The organism is Mycolicibacter kumamotonensis, from assembly GCF_002086285.1.
In the GTDB taxonomy this organism is placed as follows: domain Bacteria; phylum Actinomycetota; class Actinomycetes; order Mycobacteriales; family Mycobacteriaceae; genus Mycobacterium; species Mycobacterium kumamotonense.
On record NZ_MVHU01000005.1, the window covers coordinates 80206 to 99795 of the forward strand.

The 19590-nt window shown below is 71.2% G+C and carries 17 protein-coding genes; 6 read left to right on the forward strand and 11 right to left on the reverse strand.

What is annotated here, in order from left to right; all coding sequences use genetic code 11:
• Positions 1 to 28: 28 nt before the first annotated feature.
• Complete coding sequence (gene gjpA / locus BST28_RS05240) at positions 29 to 1219, reverse strand: outer membrane porin GjpA (RefSeq protein ID WP_083080245.1); 1191 nt, start codon at positions 1217 to 1219, stop codon at positions 29 to 31.
• A gap of 280 nt (positions 1220 to 1499) precedes the next feature.
• On the opposite strand from gjpA, the gene BST28_RS05245 reads away from it, so the two are divergent.
• Both BST28_RS05245 and BST28_RS05250 read left to right on the forward strand, forming a co-directional pair.
• Complete coding sequence (locus tag BST28_RS05245) at positions 1500 to 2543, forward strand: LLM class F420-dependent oxidoreductase (protein WP_083080247.1); 1044 nt, start codon at positions 1500 to 1502, stop codon at positions 2541 to 2543.
• A 66-nt stretch (positions 2544 to 2609) separates the two neighbouring features.
• Positions 2610 to 4439, forward strand: a complete 1830-nt coding sequence (locus BST28_RS05250; protein ID WP_165758055.1) for a fatty acyl-AMP ligase — start codon at positions 2610 to 2612, stop codon at positions 4437 to 4439.
• 85 nt (positions 4440 to 4524) lie between these two features.
• Here the strand turns inward: BST28_RS05250 and BST28_RS05255 are convergent, their stop codons facing one another.
• The 9 genes from BST28_RS05255 to eccCb form a co-directional block, all read right to left on the reverse strand.
• Positions 4525 to 5862 carry a hypothetical protein gene (locus tag BST28_RS05255; protein ID WP_083080250.1) on the reverse strand — a complete coding sequence of 446 codons (1338 nt, stop codon included), beginning with the start codon at positions 5860 to 5862 and terminating at the stop codon, positions 4525 to 4527.
• Position 5863: 1 nt separating this feature from the next.
• Positions 5864 to 6166 carry a type VII secretion target gene (locus BST28_RS05260; RefSeq protein ID WP_019737897.1) on the reverse strand — a complete coding sequence of 101 codons (303 nt, stop codon included), beginning with the start codon at positions 6164 to 6166 and terminating at the stop codon, positions 5864 to 5866.
• Between the two features lie 92 nt (positions 6167 to 6258).
• Entirely contained in the window at positions 6259 to 7587 is a 1329-nt protein-coding gene (glmM, locus tag BST28_RS05265) for a phosphoglucosamine mutase (protein ID WP_019737896.1), read from the reverse strand.
• A 112-nt stretch (positions 7588 to 7699) separates the two neighbouring features.
• On the reverse strand, positions 7700 to 8215 hold the full coding sequence (gene rpsI / locus BST28_RS05270) for a 30S ribosomal protein S9 (protein WP_019737895.1): 516 nt from the start codon (positions 8213 to 8215) through the stop codon (positions 7700 to 7702).
• Complete coding sequence (gene rplM / locus BST28_RS05275; RefSeq protein WP_019737894.1) at positions 8212 to 8655, reverse strand: 50S ribosomal protein L13; 444 nt, start codon at positions 8653 to 8655, stop codon at positions 8212 to 8214. Before rplM ends, rpsI begins: the two co-directional genes overlap by 4 nt.
• A 298-nt stretch (positions 8656 to 8953) precedes the next feature.
• The gene (locus tag BST28_RS05280) at positions 8954 to 9250 is read right to left on the reverse strand and encodes a WXG100 family type VII secretion target (RefSeq protein WP_019737893.1); all 297 of its coding nucleotides are present in this window, start codon (positions 9248 to 9250) and stop codon (positions 8954 to 8956) included.
• 9 nt (positions 9251 to 9259) lie between these two features.
• Complete coding sequence (locus BST28_RS23175) at positions 9260 to 9589, reverse strand: WXG100 family type VII secretion target (protein WP_019737892.1); 330 nt, start codon at positions 9587 to 9589, stop codon at positions 9260 to 9262.
• A 65-nt stretch (positions 9590 to 9654) separates the two neighbouring features.
• Complete coding sequence (locus BST28_RS23180) at positions 9655 to 10815, reverse strand: type VII secretion-associated protein (RefSeq protein WP_019737891.1); 1161 nt, start codon at positions 10813 to 10815, stop codon at positions 9655 to 9657.
• The gene (eccCb, locus tag BST28_RS05290; RefSeq protein WP_083080293.1) at positions 10812 to 14387 is read right to left on the reverse strand and encodes a type VII secretion protein EccCb; all 3576 of its coding nucleotides are present in this window, start codon (positions 14385 to 14387) and stop codon (positions 10812 to 10814) included. Before eccCb ends, BST28_RS23180 begins: the two co-directional genes overlap by 4 nt.
• 114 nt (positions 14388 to 14501) lie before the next feature.
• Here eccCb and BST28_RS05295 point away from each other — a divergent pair, with 114 nt between their 5' ends.
• Positions 14502 to 15662: an EsaB/YukD family protein gene (locus BST28_RS05295; RefSeq protein WP_065287241.1), complete on the forward strand. Its 1161-nt coding sequence runs from the start codon at positions 14502 to 14504 to the stop codon at positions 15660 to 15662.
• Between the two features lie 3 nt (positions 15663 to 15665).
• Positions 15666 to 16976, forward strand: a complete 1311-nt coding sequence (mycP, locus tag BST28_RS05300; RefSeq protein WP_083080253.1) for a type VII secretion-associated serine protease mycosin — start codon at positions 15666 to 15668, stop codon at positions 16974 to 16976.
• Here the strand turns inward: mycP and eccB are convergent.
• A complete protein-coding gene (eccB, locus tag BST28_RS05305) occupies positions 16918 to 18021 on the reverse strand; it encodes a type VII secretion protein EccB (RefSeq protein WP_083080255.1) in 1104 nt (367 codons plus the stop codon). The two genes, mycP and eccB, sit on opposite strands and share 59 nt — an antisense overlap.
• A gap of 107 nt (positions 18022 to 18128) precedes the next feature.
• Here eccB and BST28_RS05310 point away from each other — a divergent pair, with 107 nt between their 5' ends.
• The gene (locus BST28_RS05310) at positions 18129 to 18833 is read left to right on the forward strand and encodes a cutinase family protein (RefSeq protein WP_019738186.1); all 705 of its coding nucleotides are present in this window, start codon (positions 18129 to 18131) and stop codon (positions 18831 to 18833) included.
• Positions 18834 to 18898: 65 nt separating this feature from the next.
• Entirely contained in the window at positions 18899 to 19528 is a 630-nt protein-coding gene (locus BST28_RS05315; protein ID WP_019738185.1) for a cutinase family protein, read from the forward strand.
• Positions 19529 to 19590: the final 62 nt, after the last annotated feature.

A 19590-nucleotide genomic window follows, 5' to 3' on the forward strand; every position in this document is an offset into this window, starting at 1 on the left:
CAGATTTCGAAGGCGCTGGGGCTCTCGGTCAGCTACCGAGCGCCGCGATCAGATCGGTGAACCAGTCGCTGGCCGCCGCGTCCCCGGCGCCACCGTCGTCGAACAAGCCGTCGGGAACGGTCGGGAAGTCGATGCCTGCACCCGGCGGGGTGACCACGATCGGGTCCTTGCCGTCCCACCCCGAGCCCAGCAGGGTTCCCACCGTCTGAGACCAGGCCTCCATGGCGGCGATCGGACCGACTCCTTGGCCGGCGATGCTGATCTGGAGCGGAAGACCCAGGAGCGCCTCAGCATTGAGGTCCAGACCCAGGCTGTTGAAGATCGAGCCGCCCACTGCGGGCACCGACGCCACGATGTCGCCGTTCTCGCCGGCCACCTCCCACGGACCCGAGGCGACATCGCCGGGGGTGAGCAGGCCGCCGAAGGCGAACTCCAGATGGGTGATGGTGCCGGGTGGCATCGGCAGCAGACCCGATTGCTCGATCAGCGGGATGAGGCTATCCAAGTTGAGGGTGGCGCCGTTGAGGTAGCCGTCCGTCCAGCTGGCCATGATCTGGTTGAAGCTGTCGCCGTCTTGGATGGCGTTCATCATCGCGACCCAGGGGGCGATCATCGGTCCGAGCTGGCCCATGATGATGCCGCTCAGCGGCGAAGCCAGGAAATTGATGATCGGCGTGAGCAGGTCGGACTGGTCGGCCGGCAGGAACTGCGGTAGCAGCGCGAAGAGCAGGTCGTGGCCGAAGGCCGGCGTGGGACTGTTGATGTCCGTACCGCTGATGGTGTGCAGAATGACCTGGCCGATCGTGCCGGTGAAGCCTTCGTTGATGTCCGCGCCGCCGCTGGCGTTGATCAGCGTGTAGCCGGTCATCACCGCGTCGAGGTTGTGCTGGAACTGTTGCATGACGGCCGGGATCGTCGAGGGGTCGTCGAGGATCTGCTGCCACAAGTTGCCCTGGTTGGCCAGCATCTGCTGAAGGCCCACCCAAGGCGCCAGGAAGAAGTTCTGGGAGAGGGTGGAGAGGTTTTCCGACGCCTGGTTGAACACCGCCGTCCACGGCGCCAGCAGGTCGGGCAGGCCGCCGTCGGCGGTGAGTGCGACATCTCGGAGGGTGGGAACATCTGCCATCGGGGTCACCACCGGGGTGGCGGCGATCAGGCCGGAGCCGACGATCGCGATACCGGCGGTGACGTAGGGGCGAAGGGTTTGCTGCACAGCCATCTCCTTTTGTGAGGTGCCGCCCTCGGCGAGCGCCTCAGGGAGTCAGGCGCTGCCGTGTTGTTCCTGAAAATCACGCTTATTCACTGATGTGATGCAGAACACTAACCGTGAAGTAGCTAAGACACAAGCACCTTCGTCAAATATTCCTCGCGTATCTCCACAGGTCGCAGCGCCTCGACTCCTGCCAGCGATCGCTTGGGTATGCGCGGCCTGAGAATCTAGTGGAAAGCTGTGTACTTTTATAACCCTGTTTACGTATCGATACTGGTATGTGTCATAGATGCGAATCGGTGTACAGCTGTCCTACTCGGGTGGATTCAAAGAGGCGGCCGAACAGGTCGTCGAGCTGGAACGGGCCGGCATCGACGTGGTCGCGGTGGCCGAGGCGTATTCGTTCGACGCGGTCAGTCAGCTGGGCTATCTGGCTGCCAAGACCTCCCGCATAGAGCTCGTCTCGGGGGTCCTGCCGATCTACACCCGCACCCCCGCCCTGCTGGCGATGACGGCCGCCGGTCTGGACTTCGTCTCCGACGGCCGGTTCCGGCTGGGTATCGGCACCTCCGGGCCGCAGGTGGTGGAGGGCTTCCACGGCGTGCCGTTCGACGCCCCGCTGGGGCGCACCCGTGAGGTGGTGGAGATCTGCCGCGCGGTGTGGCGCCGCGAGCGGGTGAGCTATGACGGCAAGCACTATCAGCTGCCGCTGCCGGCAGACCGCGGCACGGGGCTGGGCAAGCCGTTGCAGCTGATCAACCACCCGGTGCGCGAACGGATCCCGATCTCCATCGCTTCGCTGGGCCCGAAGAACGTCGAGCTGACCGCCGAGATCGCCGAGGGCTGGCAACCAGTCTTTTACTACCCGGAGCGCGCCGCCGAGGTCTGGGGTGACGCGCTGCGGGCCGGCGCGGCCAAACGGGATCCGGCGCTGGGCCCGCTGGACGTCATGGTGGGCGCATCGCTGGCCATCGGCGATGACGTCGAGGACCGTCTGGCCTGGGCGAAACCGCAACTGGCGCTTTACATCGGCGGGATGGGTGCCAAGGGCCGCAATTTCTACCACAATCTGGCCACCCGATACGGCTTCGGCGAGGTGGCCGACCGCATCCAGGAGCTCTACCTGTCCGGGCGCAAGACCGAGGCGATCGACGCCGTCCCCGACGAGCTGGTGCGCCACACCTCCTTGATCGGGCCGCGCGGATTCATCGCCGAGCGGATCGCCGCGCTAGCCGAGGCGGGCGTGACGACGCTGCTGGTCGGTGCGCTGGCCAACGAGCCGGCCGAAGCGCTGCGCTATGTGCAGGAGCTGCGCGCACTGGTGCCGGCCTGACCCGGCAGGAGCACACGCGCATGGGCCGGGTGTGGCCCAGGACACTCCCCGGGCCAAGATAGGGCCATGGACTTCACGCCGACGGTGACGACACCCACCGCAGAAACGATGGTTGAGCTGCTGCAACGGCAAGCCGAGCGGTTCGGGGACAAGTTGGCCTTCAGCTTCTCCTACAACGGCGACGACGAGGACCGCAGTGAGCTGAGCTTCCGCGAGTTGGACCGCCGGGCCCGCGCGATCGCGGCGAATCTGCAGCGCCACGACGTCGTCGGGGAGCGCGTTCTGGTGCTGGTGCGCCCGGGTCTGGACTTCATCGCCGGGTTCTTCGGATGCCTCTACGCCGGCGCCGTCGCGGTTCCGGTGCACCAGAAGCTGGCGCCGCGCCTGCAGGTCGTCGTCCCCGACGCGCAGGCACGCTTCGCGCTCACCGCCACCGAGACCCAGCGGGCCACGCGGGCCGCGGTCGCCGGCATCGCCGGGGAACCCGAGCAGTGGTTCTTCACCGACGCCGAACCGGCAGACGCCGAGGCGTGGGTGGCCCCGGTGATCCACACCGACTCCCCGGCGGCCATCCAGTACACCTCGGGCTCGACCCGCTCACCCAAGGGTGTGCTGCTGAGCCACGGCAACATGCTGCACAACGTCGACGCCATCCGTCAGGTCTGGAACGGCGACGAGAACGCCAGGGGCGTCTTCTGGCTGCCGCCGCACCACGACATGGGTCTGGTCGGCGCGATCCTGTCCATGGTCTACATCGGGGCCAGCACTGCGCTGATGTCGCCGACCGCGTTCATCAAACGCCCGATGCGCTGGCTGGAACTGGTGTCGCGGCATCGCGGCGTCATCACCGCCGCCCCCAACTTCGCCTACGACCGATGCGTGGAGACCAGCACACCCGAAGAGCGTGCCGCACTGGATCTTTCCTGCATGACCGTCGCCATGAACGGCGCCGAGCCGGTGCGCGCCACGTCGCTGGCGGCGTTTGCCGACGCCTTTGCCCCGGCGAATTTCCAGATCTCGTCCTGCTACCCGGTGTACGGGCTGGCCGAAGTCACCCTGCTGGCATCGGGCGGGTGCCCCACCGGGATGCCCGGGGTGCGCTATGTCGATCGGGCAGCGCTGGCCGAGGACCGCATCGTCGACATCGCACCCGACGATCCCGCCGCCGCGACGTTCGTGGGGTGCGGTCAACCTCGCCAGTCCGACGTCGCCATCGTCGACCCGGTGACCCGCCGGCCCTGCGGACCTGACCAGGTCGGCGAGATCTGGGTCGCAGGACCCAACGTCGCCCTCGGCTACTGGAACAGGCCCGAGGAGACCGCGCAGACATTCGAGGCCCGGCTGGCCCCGCCGGGCGACCCCGACCGCGGACCGTTCCTGCGCACGGGTGATTACGGGTTCCTGTGCGCCGGTGAGCTTTTCATCACGGGCCGCTGCAAGGACCTGGTCGTCGTCGACGGGCACCGCTACTACCCCAACGACATCGAGTTCACCGTGCAGGAGTGCGACCCGGTGCTGGTGGCCGGCCGGGGCGCGGTGTTCGCCACCGATGCCCCACCCGGCGGCATCGAGCAGCTGGTCATCGTCCACGAACTCGACGGTGCACAGGCCGGCGAGACCGACCTGAACGGCGTCATCGACAGGATCCGGACCGCGGTGGCCACGCACCACGGAATCGCCGCCGACGCTGTGGTTTTGGTGCACCACCTGTCGATGCCCACCACGTCGAGCGGCAAGATCCAGCGCGGCCAGTCCCGTCAGCAGTTCATCGATGGCGCACTGGCGGCCGTCGCCGAATGGCGGCGCGACCCGGCCGACGAGCTGTCGCTGGAGCAGCTGGAGGCGGCGGCGAAAATCGCTTCGGCGCTGCAGACCTGGGGCAGCCGCCAGGGCTGAGTGAGGCTCAGCCCGGGTTCAGCGGGTTGATCCGGCGCGGGCCCCGGGCGTGGCGGTCTGTGCGGCCATGCTCTTCTCATTCTTTTCACCGCCCCACCTGCGGTAATTCCTCCGCAGCGGTCTCGCAAGGGGTCTTCGCCGGGAGGTCGGGCGCCGGCTCGGGGACGGGTTCGGGCTCCTGCTCGCGACCGGTGTTCTCGACCGCCGGCACCGGTTCGGTGTCGGCGACCGCCTCGGCATCGCCGACCGTCTCGGGATCGCCGGGTTCGGGTTCCTCGGCGTCGACGTCCCCGGCCGTCTCGACCACCGATTCGGGTTCAGGATCGTCGGGGCCCTGGGAGTCCGCAGCGGCGTCGCCGCCGTGCTCATCGACTCCGGTCGGTTCGCCGAACGGGTCGTTGTACGGTTGTTCGCCCAGGGGGGCGCCCAAGGCGTCGGCCAGCCGCGGAATGAGCCCGCCCAGTCCGCCCAGCCCGCCAAGGCCACCGCCCCCGGCCGGCAGCCCTCCCCCGGGCAGACCCAGATCACCGGGCAGTCCCAGACCGGACGGCAGCCCGAGATCGGCCGGCCGCACGTCCTCGGCCGGCGCGGGTTGCACCGGCAGCGCAGCACCCGAGTCTTCGCCGGGCAGCTCCGGCGCTGCGGCCACGAGACGCTGCGCCGCCGCCGGCGGGGCAACGGCGTCCGGGCCCATCGGCGCCACCGGCGCTGCCTCATCGGATCGCCAGACCGGCCCGAGTTCACCCGGGGTCGCGAAGACCACCCCGGCGCCGGGACCGACCGCCGCGGCTGCCGCCCGATAGGCCGCCGCCACCCGGTCGTGCGCGGATCGCACAGCCGGCACCCATTCGCCCCGAATGTCGTTGTCCACGTATGGGATCACCTGCTTCTCGATCACCTCGGCGGCGTGTTTGTCGCCGGTGCCGGAACTCACCGCACTCGCGGCGGCCAGCCACGCCGGGCGCTGAGCGCCCACCCGTTCGTCGACCGCCAGCACGGTCGCCACCTTGGCGTCGACCAGCTGCCACAGCTCATCGCGCAGTCCGGCGCATCGGGCGGCGGTCTCGCGCAGGCGGGCGCACAACTGCGCACCGGCCTCACAGTGCCGGCGCAGAAACTCCGCTGCGGCATCGGCGCCCGGCCCCCGCCACGCCGCAGCCAGCTCGACCAGTTGCCCGCGCTGGCGGCGCAGCACATCATCGGCGGCCTCGGCCAACGCCCCCAGCGCCGCACAATCGCTGTCGAGCAGCTGCAGATCCAAACCTGCTTCACTGTCGTAGCGGTCGAACAGCTGCCCGTCGTAGCCGGTCAGATCCGGATGGCGATAGCCCAGTCGGCTACCGGCCGAGACGTAGGTCTGGGTGTGCGCCACCGCATCTCGACCTTCGGCCAGCCGGCCCGCCACGTCGTAGCGCGGGGCCACCTCAACCGACCCGATCCGCCGCGACCGACTCGGCGCTCCGGTACCGCTGCAGCCCGGCCCGCAGCACCGCGGCGATCTCGGTGCTGGCCCGCGACCAGCTGGTCAGTTGCGGCGCAAAGCCGTCCAGCGCACGCCGCAGCGCCTCGCCCGCCGCGACGTAGTCACGCCCGGCGAGGCTACCGTCGAACCTCAAGGCACCCAGCCGGATTCGGATGGCGGTATCGAGATCTGCCGACGTGGCTTCGAAGCAGTCCGCCACCGATCGCAGCGCGGCGGCGTCGAGGTACAGCTGTTGTCGTCCCATACCGGGTAGGACGCTGCGCGCGCCCCGGCGGTTCCGCCCCATCGTGTCCGCGGGGCGAAAGATCGCCGCCGAACACAGGCGCCGGAGGCAGATCAGCGGGTGCGCACGGTTTCGGCGACGCTGAGCGCGATCTGGCGCGCGGTGTCCTCGTCGGCGGCCTCAACCATGACGCGGACGAGCTGCTCGGTTCCGGAAGGCCGCAACAGGATCCGGCCGGTGTCGCCGAGTTCTTCTTCGGCGCGCCGCACCGCGGTGCGCACCGCCAGTCGGCCCACCGCCTCGGCCTTGTCGGTGACCTCGACGTTGATCAGCACCTGCGGCAGGCTGCGCATCGCCGAGGCCAGGACCGCCAGCGGAGTACCGGTTTGCGCCATCCGCGCCATCAGCCGCAGACCGGTGATGATGCCGTCACCGGTGGTGGCCAGTTGGGGCAGCACGATGTGGCCGGACTGCTCACCGCCGAGGGTGAACCCGCCGGCCCGCAACTGCTCCAGCACGTAGCGGTCGCCGACGTCGGTGGTGCGCACCTCGACGCCCGCCTCGCGCATCGCCAGGTGCAGCCCGAGGTTGCTCATCACGGTCGCCACCAGAGTGTCGCCGGCAAGTTCACCGGCTTCCCGCATGGCCAGGGCCAGCACGACCATGATGGCGTCACCGTCGACGATGTCACCGGCGGCGTCGACGGCCAGGCAGCGGTCGGCGTCGCCGTCGTGGGCCAGGCCCAGATCCGCGCCGTGCTCGAGCACCGCCGCACGCAACGGTTCCAGGTGCGTCGAGCCGCAGCCGTCGTTGATGTTGAGCCCGTCGGGGTCGGAGTTGATCGTGATCACGGTGGCGCCGGCGGCCCGGTAGGCGCGCGGCGCGGCCTGGGAGGCCGCGCCGTGGGCGCAGTCCACCACCACGGTCAGCCCGTCCAGCCGAGTTCGGTTGGTTTCACCGAGGTGGCGCAGATAGCAGTCCAGGGCGTCTTTGGCGTCCACCACCCGGCCCAGCCCGGCGCCGACCGGTCGCAAGCCCGGCCCGGCCGCGACCAGATCCTCGATCTGGTCCTCGGTGGCGTCGTCGAGTTTGTGACCGCCCGGGCCGAAGAACTTGATGCCGTTATCGGGCATGGGGTTGTGCGATGCGGAGATCATCACCCCGAAGTCGGCTTCATAGGCGCCGGTCAGATAGGCCACCGCCGGGGTAGGCAGCACGCCGGCCCGCAGGGCGTCCACGCCTTGGCTGGTCAGCCCGGCGATGACCGCGGCTTCGAGCATCTCGCCGCTGGCCCGCGGGTCACGACCGACCACCGCCACCCGACGCTCGGTGCCGGTGGACAGCCGCTGGGCCGCCGCGCTGCCCAGCGCGACGGCCAGTTCCGCGGTCAATTCGCGGTTGGCGACCCCGCGGACGCCGTCGGTACCGAAAAGTCGACCCATAACTATCCTTTATCGCCGCGAGCGTGCGTGTTCCCGGTCCGACACGCCGGTGCCGGACCGGTTCCACGCTCCCCCGCAAGCGGGGGGTACCCCCAGCTCGCTGCCAGAACGATCAGCGCTTGCTGTACTGAGGCGCCTTGCGGGCCTTCTTCAGGCCGTACTTCTTGCGCTCGGTGGCCCGCGGGTCCCGGGTCAAGAAGCCGGCCTTCTTCAGCGCCGGCCGGTCCTCCGGCTGCACCAGGATCAGGGCGCGGGCCAGCGCCAGCCGCAACGCGCCGGCCTGCCCGGAGGGCCCGCCGCCGTCGAGGTGGGCGTAGACGTCGAAGCTGTCCAGGCGGTCGACGGTGACCAGCGGGGCCTTGATCAGCTGCTGGTGCACCTTGTTCGGGAAGTACGCCTCCAGGGTCCGCCCGTCCAGGTTGAACTTGCCGGTGCCGGGCACCAGCCGCACCCGCACCACGGCCTCTTTGCGGCGGCCGACGGTCTGGATGGGACGGCCCAGGTCGTGGGGTTCGTAGCTGCTCGGGGCGGCCTCGGCCTGCACCTCTACGGTCTCTTCGACCTCAACAGTCTCGGTGGGCTCAGGGGCCTCGGTGGTCTCGGCACCTTCGATTGCCGTCTCGGTCATTGCGTCACCTGCTTGATTTCGTACGGGACCGGCTGCTGAGCGGTGTGCGGATGCTGGGGACCGGCGTAGACACGCAGCTTGGTCTTGATCTGACGACCGAGCTTGTTCTTGGGCAGCATTCCCAGGATCGCCTTCTCCACGACGCGGTCCGGGCGGGTCTCCATCAGCTCGCCGATGCTGCGCTTGCGCAGCCCGCCCGGGTAGCCCGAGTGGCGGTAAGCCATCTTCTTCTGCAGTTTGTTGCCGCTCATGGCGACCTTGTCGGCGTTGATGACGATGACGAAGTCACCACCGTCGACATTCGGCGTGAACGTCGGCTTGTGCTTGCCGCGCAGCAGGTTTGCTGCCGCGACGGCGAGCCGGCCGAGCACCACGTCGGTGGCGTCGATGACATACCACGACCGTGTGGTGTCACCCGCCTTCGGCGTATAGGTGGGCACAGCGCTTACCTCTCTTTAGAGCCTCGAGCCGGGTCTTCCCGGTTCTGCGGATCCCGGGGCGAGCCGGGGGCCGGTCCAGCGTGGACGGGGGGTGGTTCTCGGCGACCGACAGTGACCCGAGGACCCGCTATGCCAGGACGGCACCGCACGCCAAACGAGCAGCTTACCGGCGGGAATCCGAGCAGGTCAAAACGAGGCTTCAGCCGCTTCGGACGCGGTCACCGCCGGTAGACACACCGGTGTGGCCCCGACGGCTCTCCATCCATCGGGGCCACACCGTCTTCGGGGGCGGCCTCTCCTACCTCCCCCAAGCGCCCGCGGCCCGACGGTCGGCGTCGGCGACGTCTGCCGCGCCGTCACGTACCGCGTTGCCCAACTCGAACAGGATCTGGTTGAGCGCGTCGACGGCGTGCTGCCACCTGAGTTGCTCGGCGTGGTAGGCACCGGCCGCCTCCCGTGTCCACACCTGCTGCAACGGTGCGATCTGCGACCGCAGTTGTTCGAGCGCGCCGTTGAGCCGGGCGCCCGTGGAGTGGATCTCCTGACGGACGGCGTATTCGATCTCCTCGAAGTTGTACGACAGTGGGGTGTCCACGGCTGCCCCTCAGATGCGGTCGCCGGCGGCGGCGATGCGGTGCGAGTGGGTCTCGGCAACCTCCCGCAAGGCGCGCTCGTTGAGGCGAATGGTCTCGGCGATGCGTGCCAAGGCGTGGTTCAAGCTCAGCGATTCGGCGTTCCAGCGGTCCAGGACTTCGTGGAACCGGGCCGCGGCCAGGCCCGACCAGATGGACGGTGGAACGGCCCGCATCCTGGCGACGAACGCCTGCAGCATTCCCCGGATCTCCTCGTTGCGGGCGTCGGTGGCCGCCGCCACGGCGTGCATGACGTCGAAGTCGGCGCTGAGCGTGGTGGTGGTGGCTGCGGGTGTGCTCACATCTCCCCCATATCGGTCGTTGGTAGATATGTAGTTGGACTGCGGCGGGGCGGTTTCGGTTCCCACTACCTCGCGGGGGGTGAGCCCAGCGCATGGGCGGAGCGCACCGCCTGCTCGCAGACCGCACGCAGGTCGTCGCCGCCGTCGGGTCCGCTCTGACAGCCGATGCCGATCCGTACCGCACGGTCGACCAGCACCGCCCAGTCGACGTGATGGTCGGTGCGCACCTCCCGGTAGGTCACCGCGGGCCGGCCCGCGCTGCTGCCCGCCGGGTCGAAGCCGACGAAGACCCCGGGCGTCTCGGCCTCGGCGAGCTCCATGGCACGCTGCAGCGGTTCGGCGATGGCGGCCAGGGTTTCCCCGCCGGCCGGCGCCTGGGTGATGTGCAGCATCAGCCGTGGGTCGTCCGGTGACACCACCTCCACCCGGGCCGATCCGGGCCCGGCGGTGACCCGACGCAGCGACCAGTCCGCCGGAACCTGTACCGCCACCCGGCCCTCCACCAGATTCGTCAGCGCCGTGGCGGTGTCCGGGTGGGCGTGCACGCCCACCGCGACGACGCTCAGCACGGCCGCCGCGGTCAGTGGCACCCACAGCCGCCCGCCGGTGCGGGCCGGTGCCGGGGCAGGTTCGGGGTTTGTCGGACGGGGTTCGGCGCGGCTGACCGGCAGCTCGTCGACGATCGTGACCTCGCCGGGCAACCGTTCGGCGATCATGTCCGCCAACGCTTGTGCGCCACCAACCCCGATCGGTGCGTCGATCAGCACGGCCCCGCGATCCCGCACCGCGGCGGTCACCCGGCGCGCCACGGCTTCGGCTACCTCTTCGGGCGCCCCGATGCGCGGTTCGGCGACGATGCCCGCGGCGGTGATGGCTACCAGCCGCGCGGCGATCTCGATGACCACCGCGGCCCGGAACGCCTGGCGCAGCAGCGCGAAGCGCGGCCGGGTGACGACGTCGTCGGCCAGCGCGTGCGCCACGGTGACAACCAATTCTACCCGCCGCGCCGGCCACCATGACGGGTGGATGATCTCGATGGTCTCGACGGTGACCGGGCAGGCCAGCACGCTGCGCAGCAGCTCCGGCACCTCGACCGGCTCACCGTCGACCAGCGCGACCGGGTCGTCGATCCACTCCAACGCCGCTGCGGCATCGGCGGATTCGGTGTCGCAGCACGACCTGCGGATGGTGGCCGGCCCGACTTCGATGACCGCGCGGTGCGTCATGGCTCCCAGGCCACCTGGATCAGCTGCTCACCGCGGGCCCGGGTGACCAGGGTGCCGCGCCCGGGCGGCAGCGGTCGTGGCCGAACCGAACCGATCAGCGCGGTGTCGGCCGGGTCGCCGCTCATCACCAGCCCGATGGCGCCCCGGTCGTGCAGCGCGGCCAGCACCGGCTCGTACATCGACCGCGCCGCCCCGCCGCTGCGCCGGGCAACCACCAGGTGCAGTCCGAGATCACCGGCCTGGGGCAGGTACTCCAGCAGCGGCGCCAGGGGGTTGCCCGCGGCGGTGGCCACCAGGTCGTAGTCGTCGACCAGGACATACAGCTCCGGACCAGTCCACCAGGACCGGTCGCGCAGTTGCTGCGGGGTGACGTCGGGCCCGGGCAGCCGCCGGGCCAGGCGGTCGATCAGGCCCGGGAGCAGGGCCGCACACGCCGCAGCCGACACGGCGTAGCCGGCCAGGTGCCCGGAGTCGACGACCCCGAGCAGGCTGCGGCGGTAGTCGACCACCAGCAGCTGCGCCTGATCAGCGGTGCGGGTGCGCATCAGCTCCCGGCACAACACGCGCAGCACCGTGGACTTGCCGCACTCGTTGTCGCCCAGGATCAGCAGGTGCGGCTGCCGAACGAAGTCAACAGTGACCGGGCCGCGGTCGTCGGCGCCCAGCAGCGGTCGGCTACCGGCCGCGGCCACCAGGTCAGCCCGTTCGACCACCGCCGGCGGCAGCGGGATCGGTGGTACAGCGTAAGCGGTGTGCCGCACCGGTTCCCATTCCTGCGGGAGCGCGACCAGCATGTGCAGGCCATCAGCTGTCAGGCCGCGCCCGGGCCGGTCAGTCGGTACCCGGTGCGCTTGGCGCCGATCCAGCTCGGATTCGGCCGGATCGCCCAGGCGCAGCTCGATTCGGGTGCCGATCAGATCGCGTAATGCGGGCCGGATCTCGGCCCACCGCGACGCGGACAGCACCACGTGCACGCCGTAGGACAGCCCACGGCCGGCCAGGGCGATGATCCTCGCCTCGACGTCGGCTTCACGGTCGAATTCGCGGCACAGGGCTGCCCACCCGTCGATCACCAGGAACACCTCGCCGGGCGGTCCGCCGTCGCCGACACCGTGTTCGCGCCGTGTCTCCCTGCGTTGCACGATCGCCTCCATTTCGGTGATCGTGTGCGCCACCGCGTCGGGCTGCCCGCGACCGGCCACCGACCCCACCTGCGGCAGCCAACCCAGCTCGGTGAGGGCGCCGCCGCCGAAGTCCACGCAGTAGAACGCGACCCGTGTCGCGTCGTAGACGGCGCTCAGCGCGGCGATCAGCGTGCACAGCGCCGTCGACTTGCCGGACCGGGGCGCGCCGACGACGGCGGCGTGTCCGGCGGCCCCGCCGAGGTGGACCACGAGCGGGTCGCGCCGCTGTTCGAAGGGCCGGTCGACGACCCCGATGGGCACGCTCAGCTCGGGGTGCTCGCCGTCGAGCAGTGCGCCCAGCGCCGGCGAGGAACCCAACGGCGGCAACCAGATCCGCCGCGCGGCCGGGCCGCGCCCGGACAACCGCTCTAACATCGCCTGCAGTACGGTGCGGCCGGCCTGCTCGGGCGCCGGTGCGGCCGAACCGTTCGGGGCGGCGGTGAACAATCGCGCTTCGCGCGGCGCCGGAAGGGCTCCGGGGCACCCGCCGGAGACGTATGCCGTCTGGAATCGGGTGATCTGTCCGTCGGCGGTGCGCAGGAATCCCGCCCCGGGAACGTTGGGCAGCTCGTGGGCATCGGGTACGCCCAGCACCAGCCGGGACTCGGCGGCCGACCCCGTCTTGAGGCACACCCGGTAGGACAGGTGCGATTCCAGCCCGCGTAGCCGCCCCTCCTCGAGGCGCTGGCTGGCCAGCAGCAGTTGTATGCCGAGCGAGCGCCCCAACCGGCCAATCGCGACGAACGTATCGATGAAATCGGGTTGCTGGTCGAGCAGTTCGGAGAATTCGTCGACGATCACAAGCAATGTCGGAAGGGCCGGCAGTGTCATCGGTGCGGCCCGCCGGGCCTGCGCGTAGCCGCCGATACCGGAAACCCCCGTGGCGCGCAGCAGCTCCTGGCGCCGGTGCATCTCACCGGCCAGGGCGTCACGCATCCGGTCGACCAGCGGCGCCTCATCGGCGAGGTTGGTGATGATCGCGGCCACATGGCGTACTTGTTCGAAACCGAGAAAGGTTGCACCGCCCTTGAAGTCGACCAGCACCAGATTCAGGTCCGCTGGTGAATGCCGGACCGTCATACCCAGCACCAGAGTGCGCAGGAACTCGGATTTGCCCGAGCCGGTGGCACCGATGCACAGCCCGTGCGGCCCACTGCCCCGCTCGGCGGGCTCCTTGATGTCCAACCACACCGGCCCTCCGGCCGGGTCGGTGCCGAACGGGACGCACAGCCGCTGCGCGGGGGTGCGGTCCCACCCGTCGGCCGGGTGGTAGCCCTCGACAGCACCGATGCCCAGCAGCTGTGCCCAGTCCGCCGGCCCCCCACCACCGGAGTCGGCCCGGCGGTGACCGGCAAGCTGCTGCGCGCACACCACCGCCTCGGCGATGGCGAGGAAGTCCGGCCGGGCGCCCTCGGGATCGCTCAGCGCCGCCGCGGTCACCGTCAGCCGTCGCGGGGCGCCGGGGGCGCCGGGGGCGATCACCGTCAGGCCCGCGTCCGCGCTGTCGATGACCACCACCGCCCGCCGGCCGGCCAGCGCGGTCTCGGCGGCAGCCAGGCTGTGGTAGATCAGCCGCAGCGGCCCCGTGGCGTCGACGGCCGAGGGATGTTGATGGTGGGGCAGCCATTTGAGCCAGTCCCACAGTGCGGGTGCATCGGTGACGGCCGCGATCAGCACCACATCCGGTCCGTGCAGGATCGCCAGCTGGCAGATCATCGCCCGTAGCAGGCCGCGGACCCGGTCGGCCTCGCCGTCCAGCAGCAGCGGTGCCGGCCCCAGCAGGGGCACCGTGACCGGAACCTCGGGCACCGTCGCGTGGGCGCTCAGGAAGCGGCTCAGGGCGGCCTCGGTGAAGGGGTCGACGCGCCGCACCGGATCCTTCGGCGGTGGCACCAGCCGGGTGGCCAGACCGACCGGTCCGATCCCCACCCTGACGCAGCCGAAGTCGGTATCGCCGGGCCGGCGCTCCCACATCCGGTCGCTACCGGCCAGCATCCACAGCGCATCGGGCTCCGGATGGGTCCGCGCCAGAAACGAGCGCTGCCGGGCGGCGGTATCGGCGACGGAGTCACGCAGCGCGGCAAGATAATCCAGGTAGTCGTCGCGAGCGTCGTCGATGTCCTTGGGGCCGCGGCCTCGCCCGGCCACCACCGCCGAGACCAGCATGGTCAACGGCAGCAGCGCGAACACCGGGCTGCGCGCCGCCGGAGACCCCGCACGGTAGAGCACCACCGTCATGGCGAGCACCCCCACCGCCGACACGGCCGGCACCAGCCGGGTCAGGGCGAGGCCGCCTTCCGACCGGTCCACCGATGGCGGTGCGGCGACGGCGATTTCACCGGCCGGCGGCGCCGGCGGAGGTTCCGCAGTGCGTCGCAGCGCGATCATCGGCACACCGTAGACAGCCCGCGAACGGCCGGCAAGTCAGCTGTGGAACACCGAAAACACCTGCGCCGTCATCGCGCTACGGTGCGCAGACGGCGAGAAGCGAGGAGGCAGCGCGTGTCGGTTCCGGATTCGGGTCTGCGTCGGGTCGCGGTGCACGCCGACACCGCTCACGCCGATCTGGCGCTCCCGGCCGGGGTGCCGGTGGCGGCGCTGATCGCCGCCATCGTCGACCTCATGGCAAGTCGGGACGGCCCGCACCCGTTGCGCCCCTACCGGCTGGGCCTACCGGGACGAGCACCGCTGGACTCCTCGAAGACATTGGCACAGCATGAGATCGGCGACGGCGCCGTGTTGGTGTTGACGCGCGCGGACGACCCGGTACCCGACCCGCGTTTCGACGATCCCGCCCAGCAGGTGGCGGCCACGGTGCGGGCAACGGCACGCCCGTGGAGCCCGGCGGCTCGCCGGTTCACGGCCGTGCTGGCGGCATCCGGCCTGGCCGGAGTCGCCGGTTTCGTGGCGGTCCCCGGTGGGCCCGGCGCCCCCAACGCGCTGTTGGCCGCCGCGGCGGCCGGGACGGTGGCCGTGTCGGCGGTGCCGTCGTGCGGGAGCGGCGGTACGGTGCGCGCGATGCTGTGCTGTCTGGCGGGGGTGGCGGTGGCCGCTGCTGTCGTCGGGATAGCCTGTGCCGCAACCGGTGTCTCGCTACAGGCAGCCGGTGCGGTGTCAGCGGCCGGCGCGGTCGTTTTGATCCGGGCTGCCGGCCGGGTCGCGATCGCGGTGACCGGGCTGTCGCGCCGGCCGGTGGCCGACCGTACCGATCGCGCCCGGGATCTGCTGACCGGGCTGGTGGCCGGATCTGCGGCGGCGGTGGTGCTGGGTGTGGCCGGGGTGGCCGCCGGGCAGCAGGGTGCCGGGGTGCCCCGCCTTGTCGGTGTCGCGTTCGCGGTGGCGGCCGGTGCGGCGCAGTTGCTGCGGGCCCGCTCGCACACCGACGGTACGCAGGTCGCGGCGCTGGTGGCCGGGGGTGTCGGCGCGCTGGGGATCGCCGTGCTGGCCGCGGCAGATGCGGCGCCGCACCGGGTGTGGCCGGCCGCGGTGGCGGCGGTGCTATCCGGTGCCGCAGTCGTTTTCGGCTTCACCGCACCGGCCCGGTCCCCGTTTCCGCGGCGCTGCGCCGAAGTGCTGGAAGGCGTGGCGCTGGGCACGCTGGTGCCGCTGGCCTGCTGGCTCTGCGGGGTGTACGGGGTCGCTCGCGGACTGGGTCTGGGCTGAGGCGTGCGCAGCAGCCGGATCACCCGGATCGCCGCGGCCGCTGCGGTCGCCGGGACCACCCAGTGCGTGCCTCCGGCGAACGCGGTCGCACCACCGCCGATCGACAACTCCCGGCTGCCCGCCGCGGCACCGGCCGCACCGGTGCACCGCACCGTCCAGCGTGAGGTGTGCGCGGTGCCGGAGCTGGATCCGGCTGTGTCCCCCACCCAATTCGACGGGCTGGACCTGGAGGCGGTCTGGGCGCTCAGCCGCGGGGCGGGCCAGCGGGTGGCGGTGATCGACACCGGGGTGGCGCCGCACCGGCGGCTGCCCGGTCTGGTCGGCGGCGGCGATTATGTGTTCACCGGCGACGGCACCCAGGACTGCGACGGGCACGGCACACTGGCCGCCGGAATCATCGCGGCCGCAACAGACCACGCGGCGGACCGATTCAGTGGGGTGGCGCCGCTGGCCACCGTGATCGGTATCCGCCAGTCCAGCGCCAGATTCGCCGCCGTCGGCGACGCCGCGGGTGTGGGCGACGTCGACACCCTGGCGAAGGCGGTGCGCATCGCGGCCGACCTGGGAGCATCGGTGATCAACATCTCGGCGGTGGCCTGCCGGCCGGTGGGCTCCGGTCTGGACGACCGGGCGCTCGGCGCCGCCCTGGCCTATGCGGTCGAGACGAAGAACACCGTCGTAGTCGCCGCGGCGGGCAACACCGACGACGGCTGCGATGCCGATGGGCCGATGATCGTCACCCCGGCCTGGTACGACGACTACGTGCTGACCGTCGGCTCGGTGGACGCCCACGGCGCACCGTCGGCGTTCACCCGCGCCGGCCCCTGGGTCGATGTCGCCGCGCCCGGCGAGGGAGTGCTGTCGCTGAGCACCGTCGGAGATGCGATGGCCAACAGCGTCGGCGGGGCGGTGGTTCACGGCACCAGTTTCGCCGCGCCGGTGGTCAGTGGGCTGGCGGCGCTGATCCGGTCCCGCTTCCCGGGGTGGACACCGCGGCAGGTGATGGACCGGATCACCGCCACCGCGCACCATCCCCCGGGTGGCCGCGACGACGTCGTCGGGGCCGGTGTGATCGATCCGCTGGCGGCGGTCAGCTCCGAGGTCGCTCGGCACGCCCCGGACCGCCGGGGTGCCGACCCGGCGGCCCGCCCGGCGCCACCACCCCCGCCGCATCCGGAACCCGCCACCGCGCCCGCCGGGCTGCGCACCGCGCTGACCGGTACCGGGATCCTGCTGGCGTTGCTGCTGGTGGTGCTCACCGGCCGGGCGGCGGCAGCACGACGTCGTGCGCCAGCAGCGCCTGCTCCCGACTGAGCCGCGGGCCGGCCGGAAGCCCGGCGAGCATCGGCCAGGGCACCCCGTCGGGCGTGTCCGGCAGGCCCAGGCTGCGTGCCGCGGCGGCGTCGTCGACGGTGAACCGCACCCCGGTCTCGGTGATCAGGTAGCCGGCCCCATGACCGGAGGCACCGGCGGCCCGCACGTAGCCGCTTCGGCCCGGCGGCAGATAGACCGCGTCCAGGGCCGGGCCTGAGCCGTCGGCCTGGGCCAGCACCGTCGGCGCCGCACCGGCCGGCAGCGGCAAACCCACCCCGGCCGAGAGCGTGACGCCGACCGGGTCGTCGGCGCGCCAATGGGCGCACAGCGTCACCGCGGCGGCGGGCAACGTCGCGACGCGGCCGAGAACGTCGGCCGGTTTCGCCGGCGGCGCCTCGGGGATCGCCGCGAGCAACAGGGCCGAGACCCGCCGCGGCACGGGGGATTCCAGCATCGAATCGGCCGGGTTGACCGGGATCCGCCGGCCCCGCAGCAGCAGGTAGGCCGCCGCGGAATCCGAGCCGACCGGCACCGCCTCATCGGCGTCGATACGCGCGGATTGCGGCGGGTCGGCCCCGGCGATGAGGGTGGTGCCGGCCGGGCCGTCGCACAGCGACCAGGTTTGCGTCGGCGGCAGTGCCGTACCGAGCGCGCCGGGTGCACCCGGGATGCCCAGCGGCGGCCCCCGCCGGGCACGTCCGATCTCGGTGCCGCTCACCGGCCGCGGGTCGGCGGCTCCGGTGATCAGGCGCGCGGAGGCGAGGTTGAACACCGGGTGGACGGTGTCGCCGACCCGGACATACAGCGCCCCGGATGCACGGTCCAGCAGGATCGGCGCATCACCGAGTCCCGGTTGCGGCCGCAGGACGGCCAACACCACCGCACCGGCCACCACGATCACGCTGGCCAGGCAGCCCAGGCCCAACCCGGCCCACCCCGGCGCCCGATCACCGGCCACCTGGCCGCACCGCAGCGCACGCTCCAACCGGCGGGTTCCGATCCGGTGCGCGCTGAGCTGCAACTGTGTGGTCGTTCGTGCCGCCATGCGCCCCCGTTCCCGTGCCGACGACGCTAACGAGGCAGCGGCCCGGCGGCGTCCGGCCATCCACAGTCGCGTCCGGGGCGAAAACCGGCTTCGGTACCATTTCCGTTATGCGTTTTGTTCAGTTGAGCAGCATTTTCTCGGCGACGTTGATGGCGGGGGCACTGCTGACCGTCCCGTCGGTGGTTCCCGGTTCCATCCCCTCAGCGGCCGCGTACGACTGCCCCGATGTCGAGGTCATCTTCGCCCGCGGTACCAGCGAGCCGCCCGGTGTCGGCCGGGTGGGCCGGGCGATGATCGACTCGCTTCGGCAGCAGACCTCGAAGAAGGTCGACGAGTACGCGGTGAACTACCCCGCCGGCCGGCTGCAGCTGGGCGGCGGCGACGGCGCCAACGATGTGATCCGGCGCGTCAAGGACGCCGCCAACGTCTGCCCCGACACCCAGTTGGTGCTGGGCGGCTACTCGCAGGGCGCCTCGGTCATCGACATCGTCACCGGCACCCAGGTGGGCGGTATCACCTGGGGCAACCAGCTGCCCGCGGAACTCGCCGACCATGTGGTGGCGGTCGCGACTTTCGGCAACCCCGCCGACCGCGCGGGTGGCCCGATCAGCGCGCAGAGCGCCTTGTTCGGCTCCAAGGCCATCGACCTGTGCAACCCGGGCGACCCGATCTGTCACGAGGGCCCCGGCAACGAGTGGACCGACCACACCGACGGCTACATCCCGGCGCTGACGAGCCAGGCGGCGAACTTCATCGCCGGCAGGCTGCGGTCTCCCGGGCCGGTGCCCGACGCCGAGCCGCTCGTTCGCTGACAGCTGACCGGCCGCAACCGGTTTAGTTAGCACATCAAGTATTTTTTTCGTTACTATCCTTCGCTGTGAAGGCATACCGGATCCTGGCGGCCTGTGCCGCCGCCGCAGCACTGCTGATCAGCCCGTTTCCGTCGCCGACGGCGTCGGCCGACGGGTGTCCGGACACCGAGGTGGTGTTCGCGCGGGGCACCAATGAGCCGCCGGGCCTGGGCCGGGTCGGCGATGCCTTCGTCGGTGCACTGCGGGCCCGGACCTCCCGGTCGGTCGGCACCTATGCGGTGAACTATCCGGCCAGCTATGACTTCGGCCGGGCGGCCGACGGCGCCAACGACGCCAGTGGCCACATCATGTGGATGCTGGAGAACTGCCCGGGCACCCGGCTGGTTCTCGGCGGGTACTCGCAAGGCGCGGCGGTCATCGACGTGGTGGCCGCCGCCCCGGTGCCCGGCTTCGGGTTCACCGCGCCGCTGCCACCCGAGGCCGCCGACCATATCGCGGCGATCGCGGTGTTCGGCAACCCCTCGAACAAGATCGGGCAGCCGTTGACGAACAGCCCGGCGTACGGGTTCAAAACGATCGATTTGTGCACCGACGGCGACCCGGTCTGCTCCCCCGGGCGGAACTTCGCCGCCCACTCCGGCTACACCCCCGGCATGGCCAACCAGGCCGCCTCGTTCGTCGCCGGGCTGCTGTAGCACGTTAGTTCTTCCGCGTGAGGGCGTGTTTGCACACCGACACGCCGTCAAAGCCGTGCAAC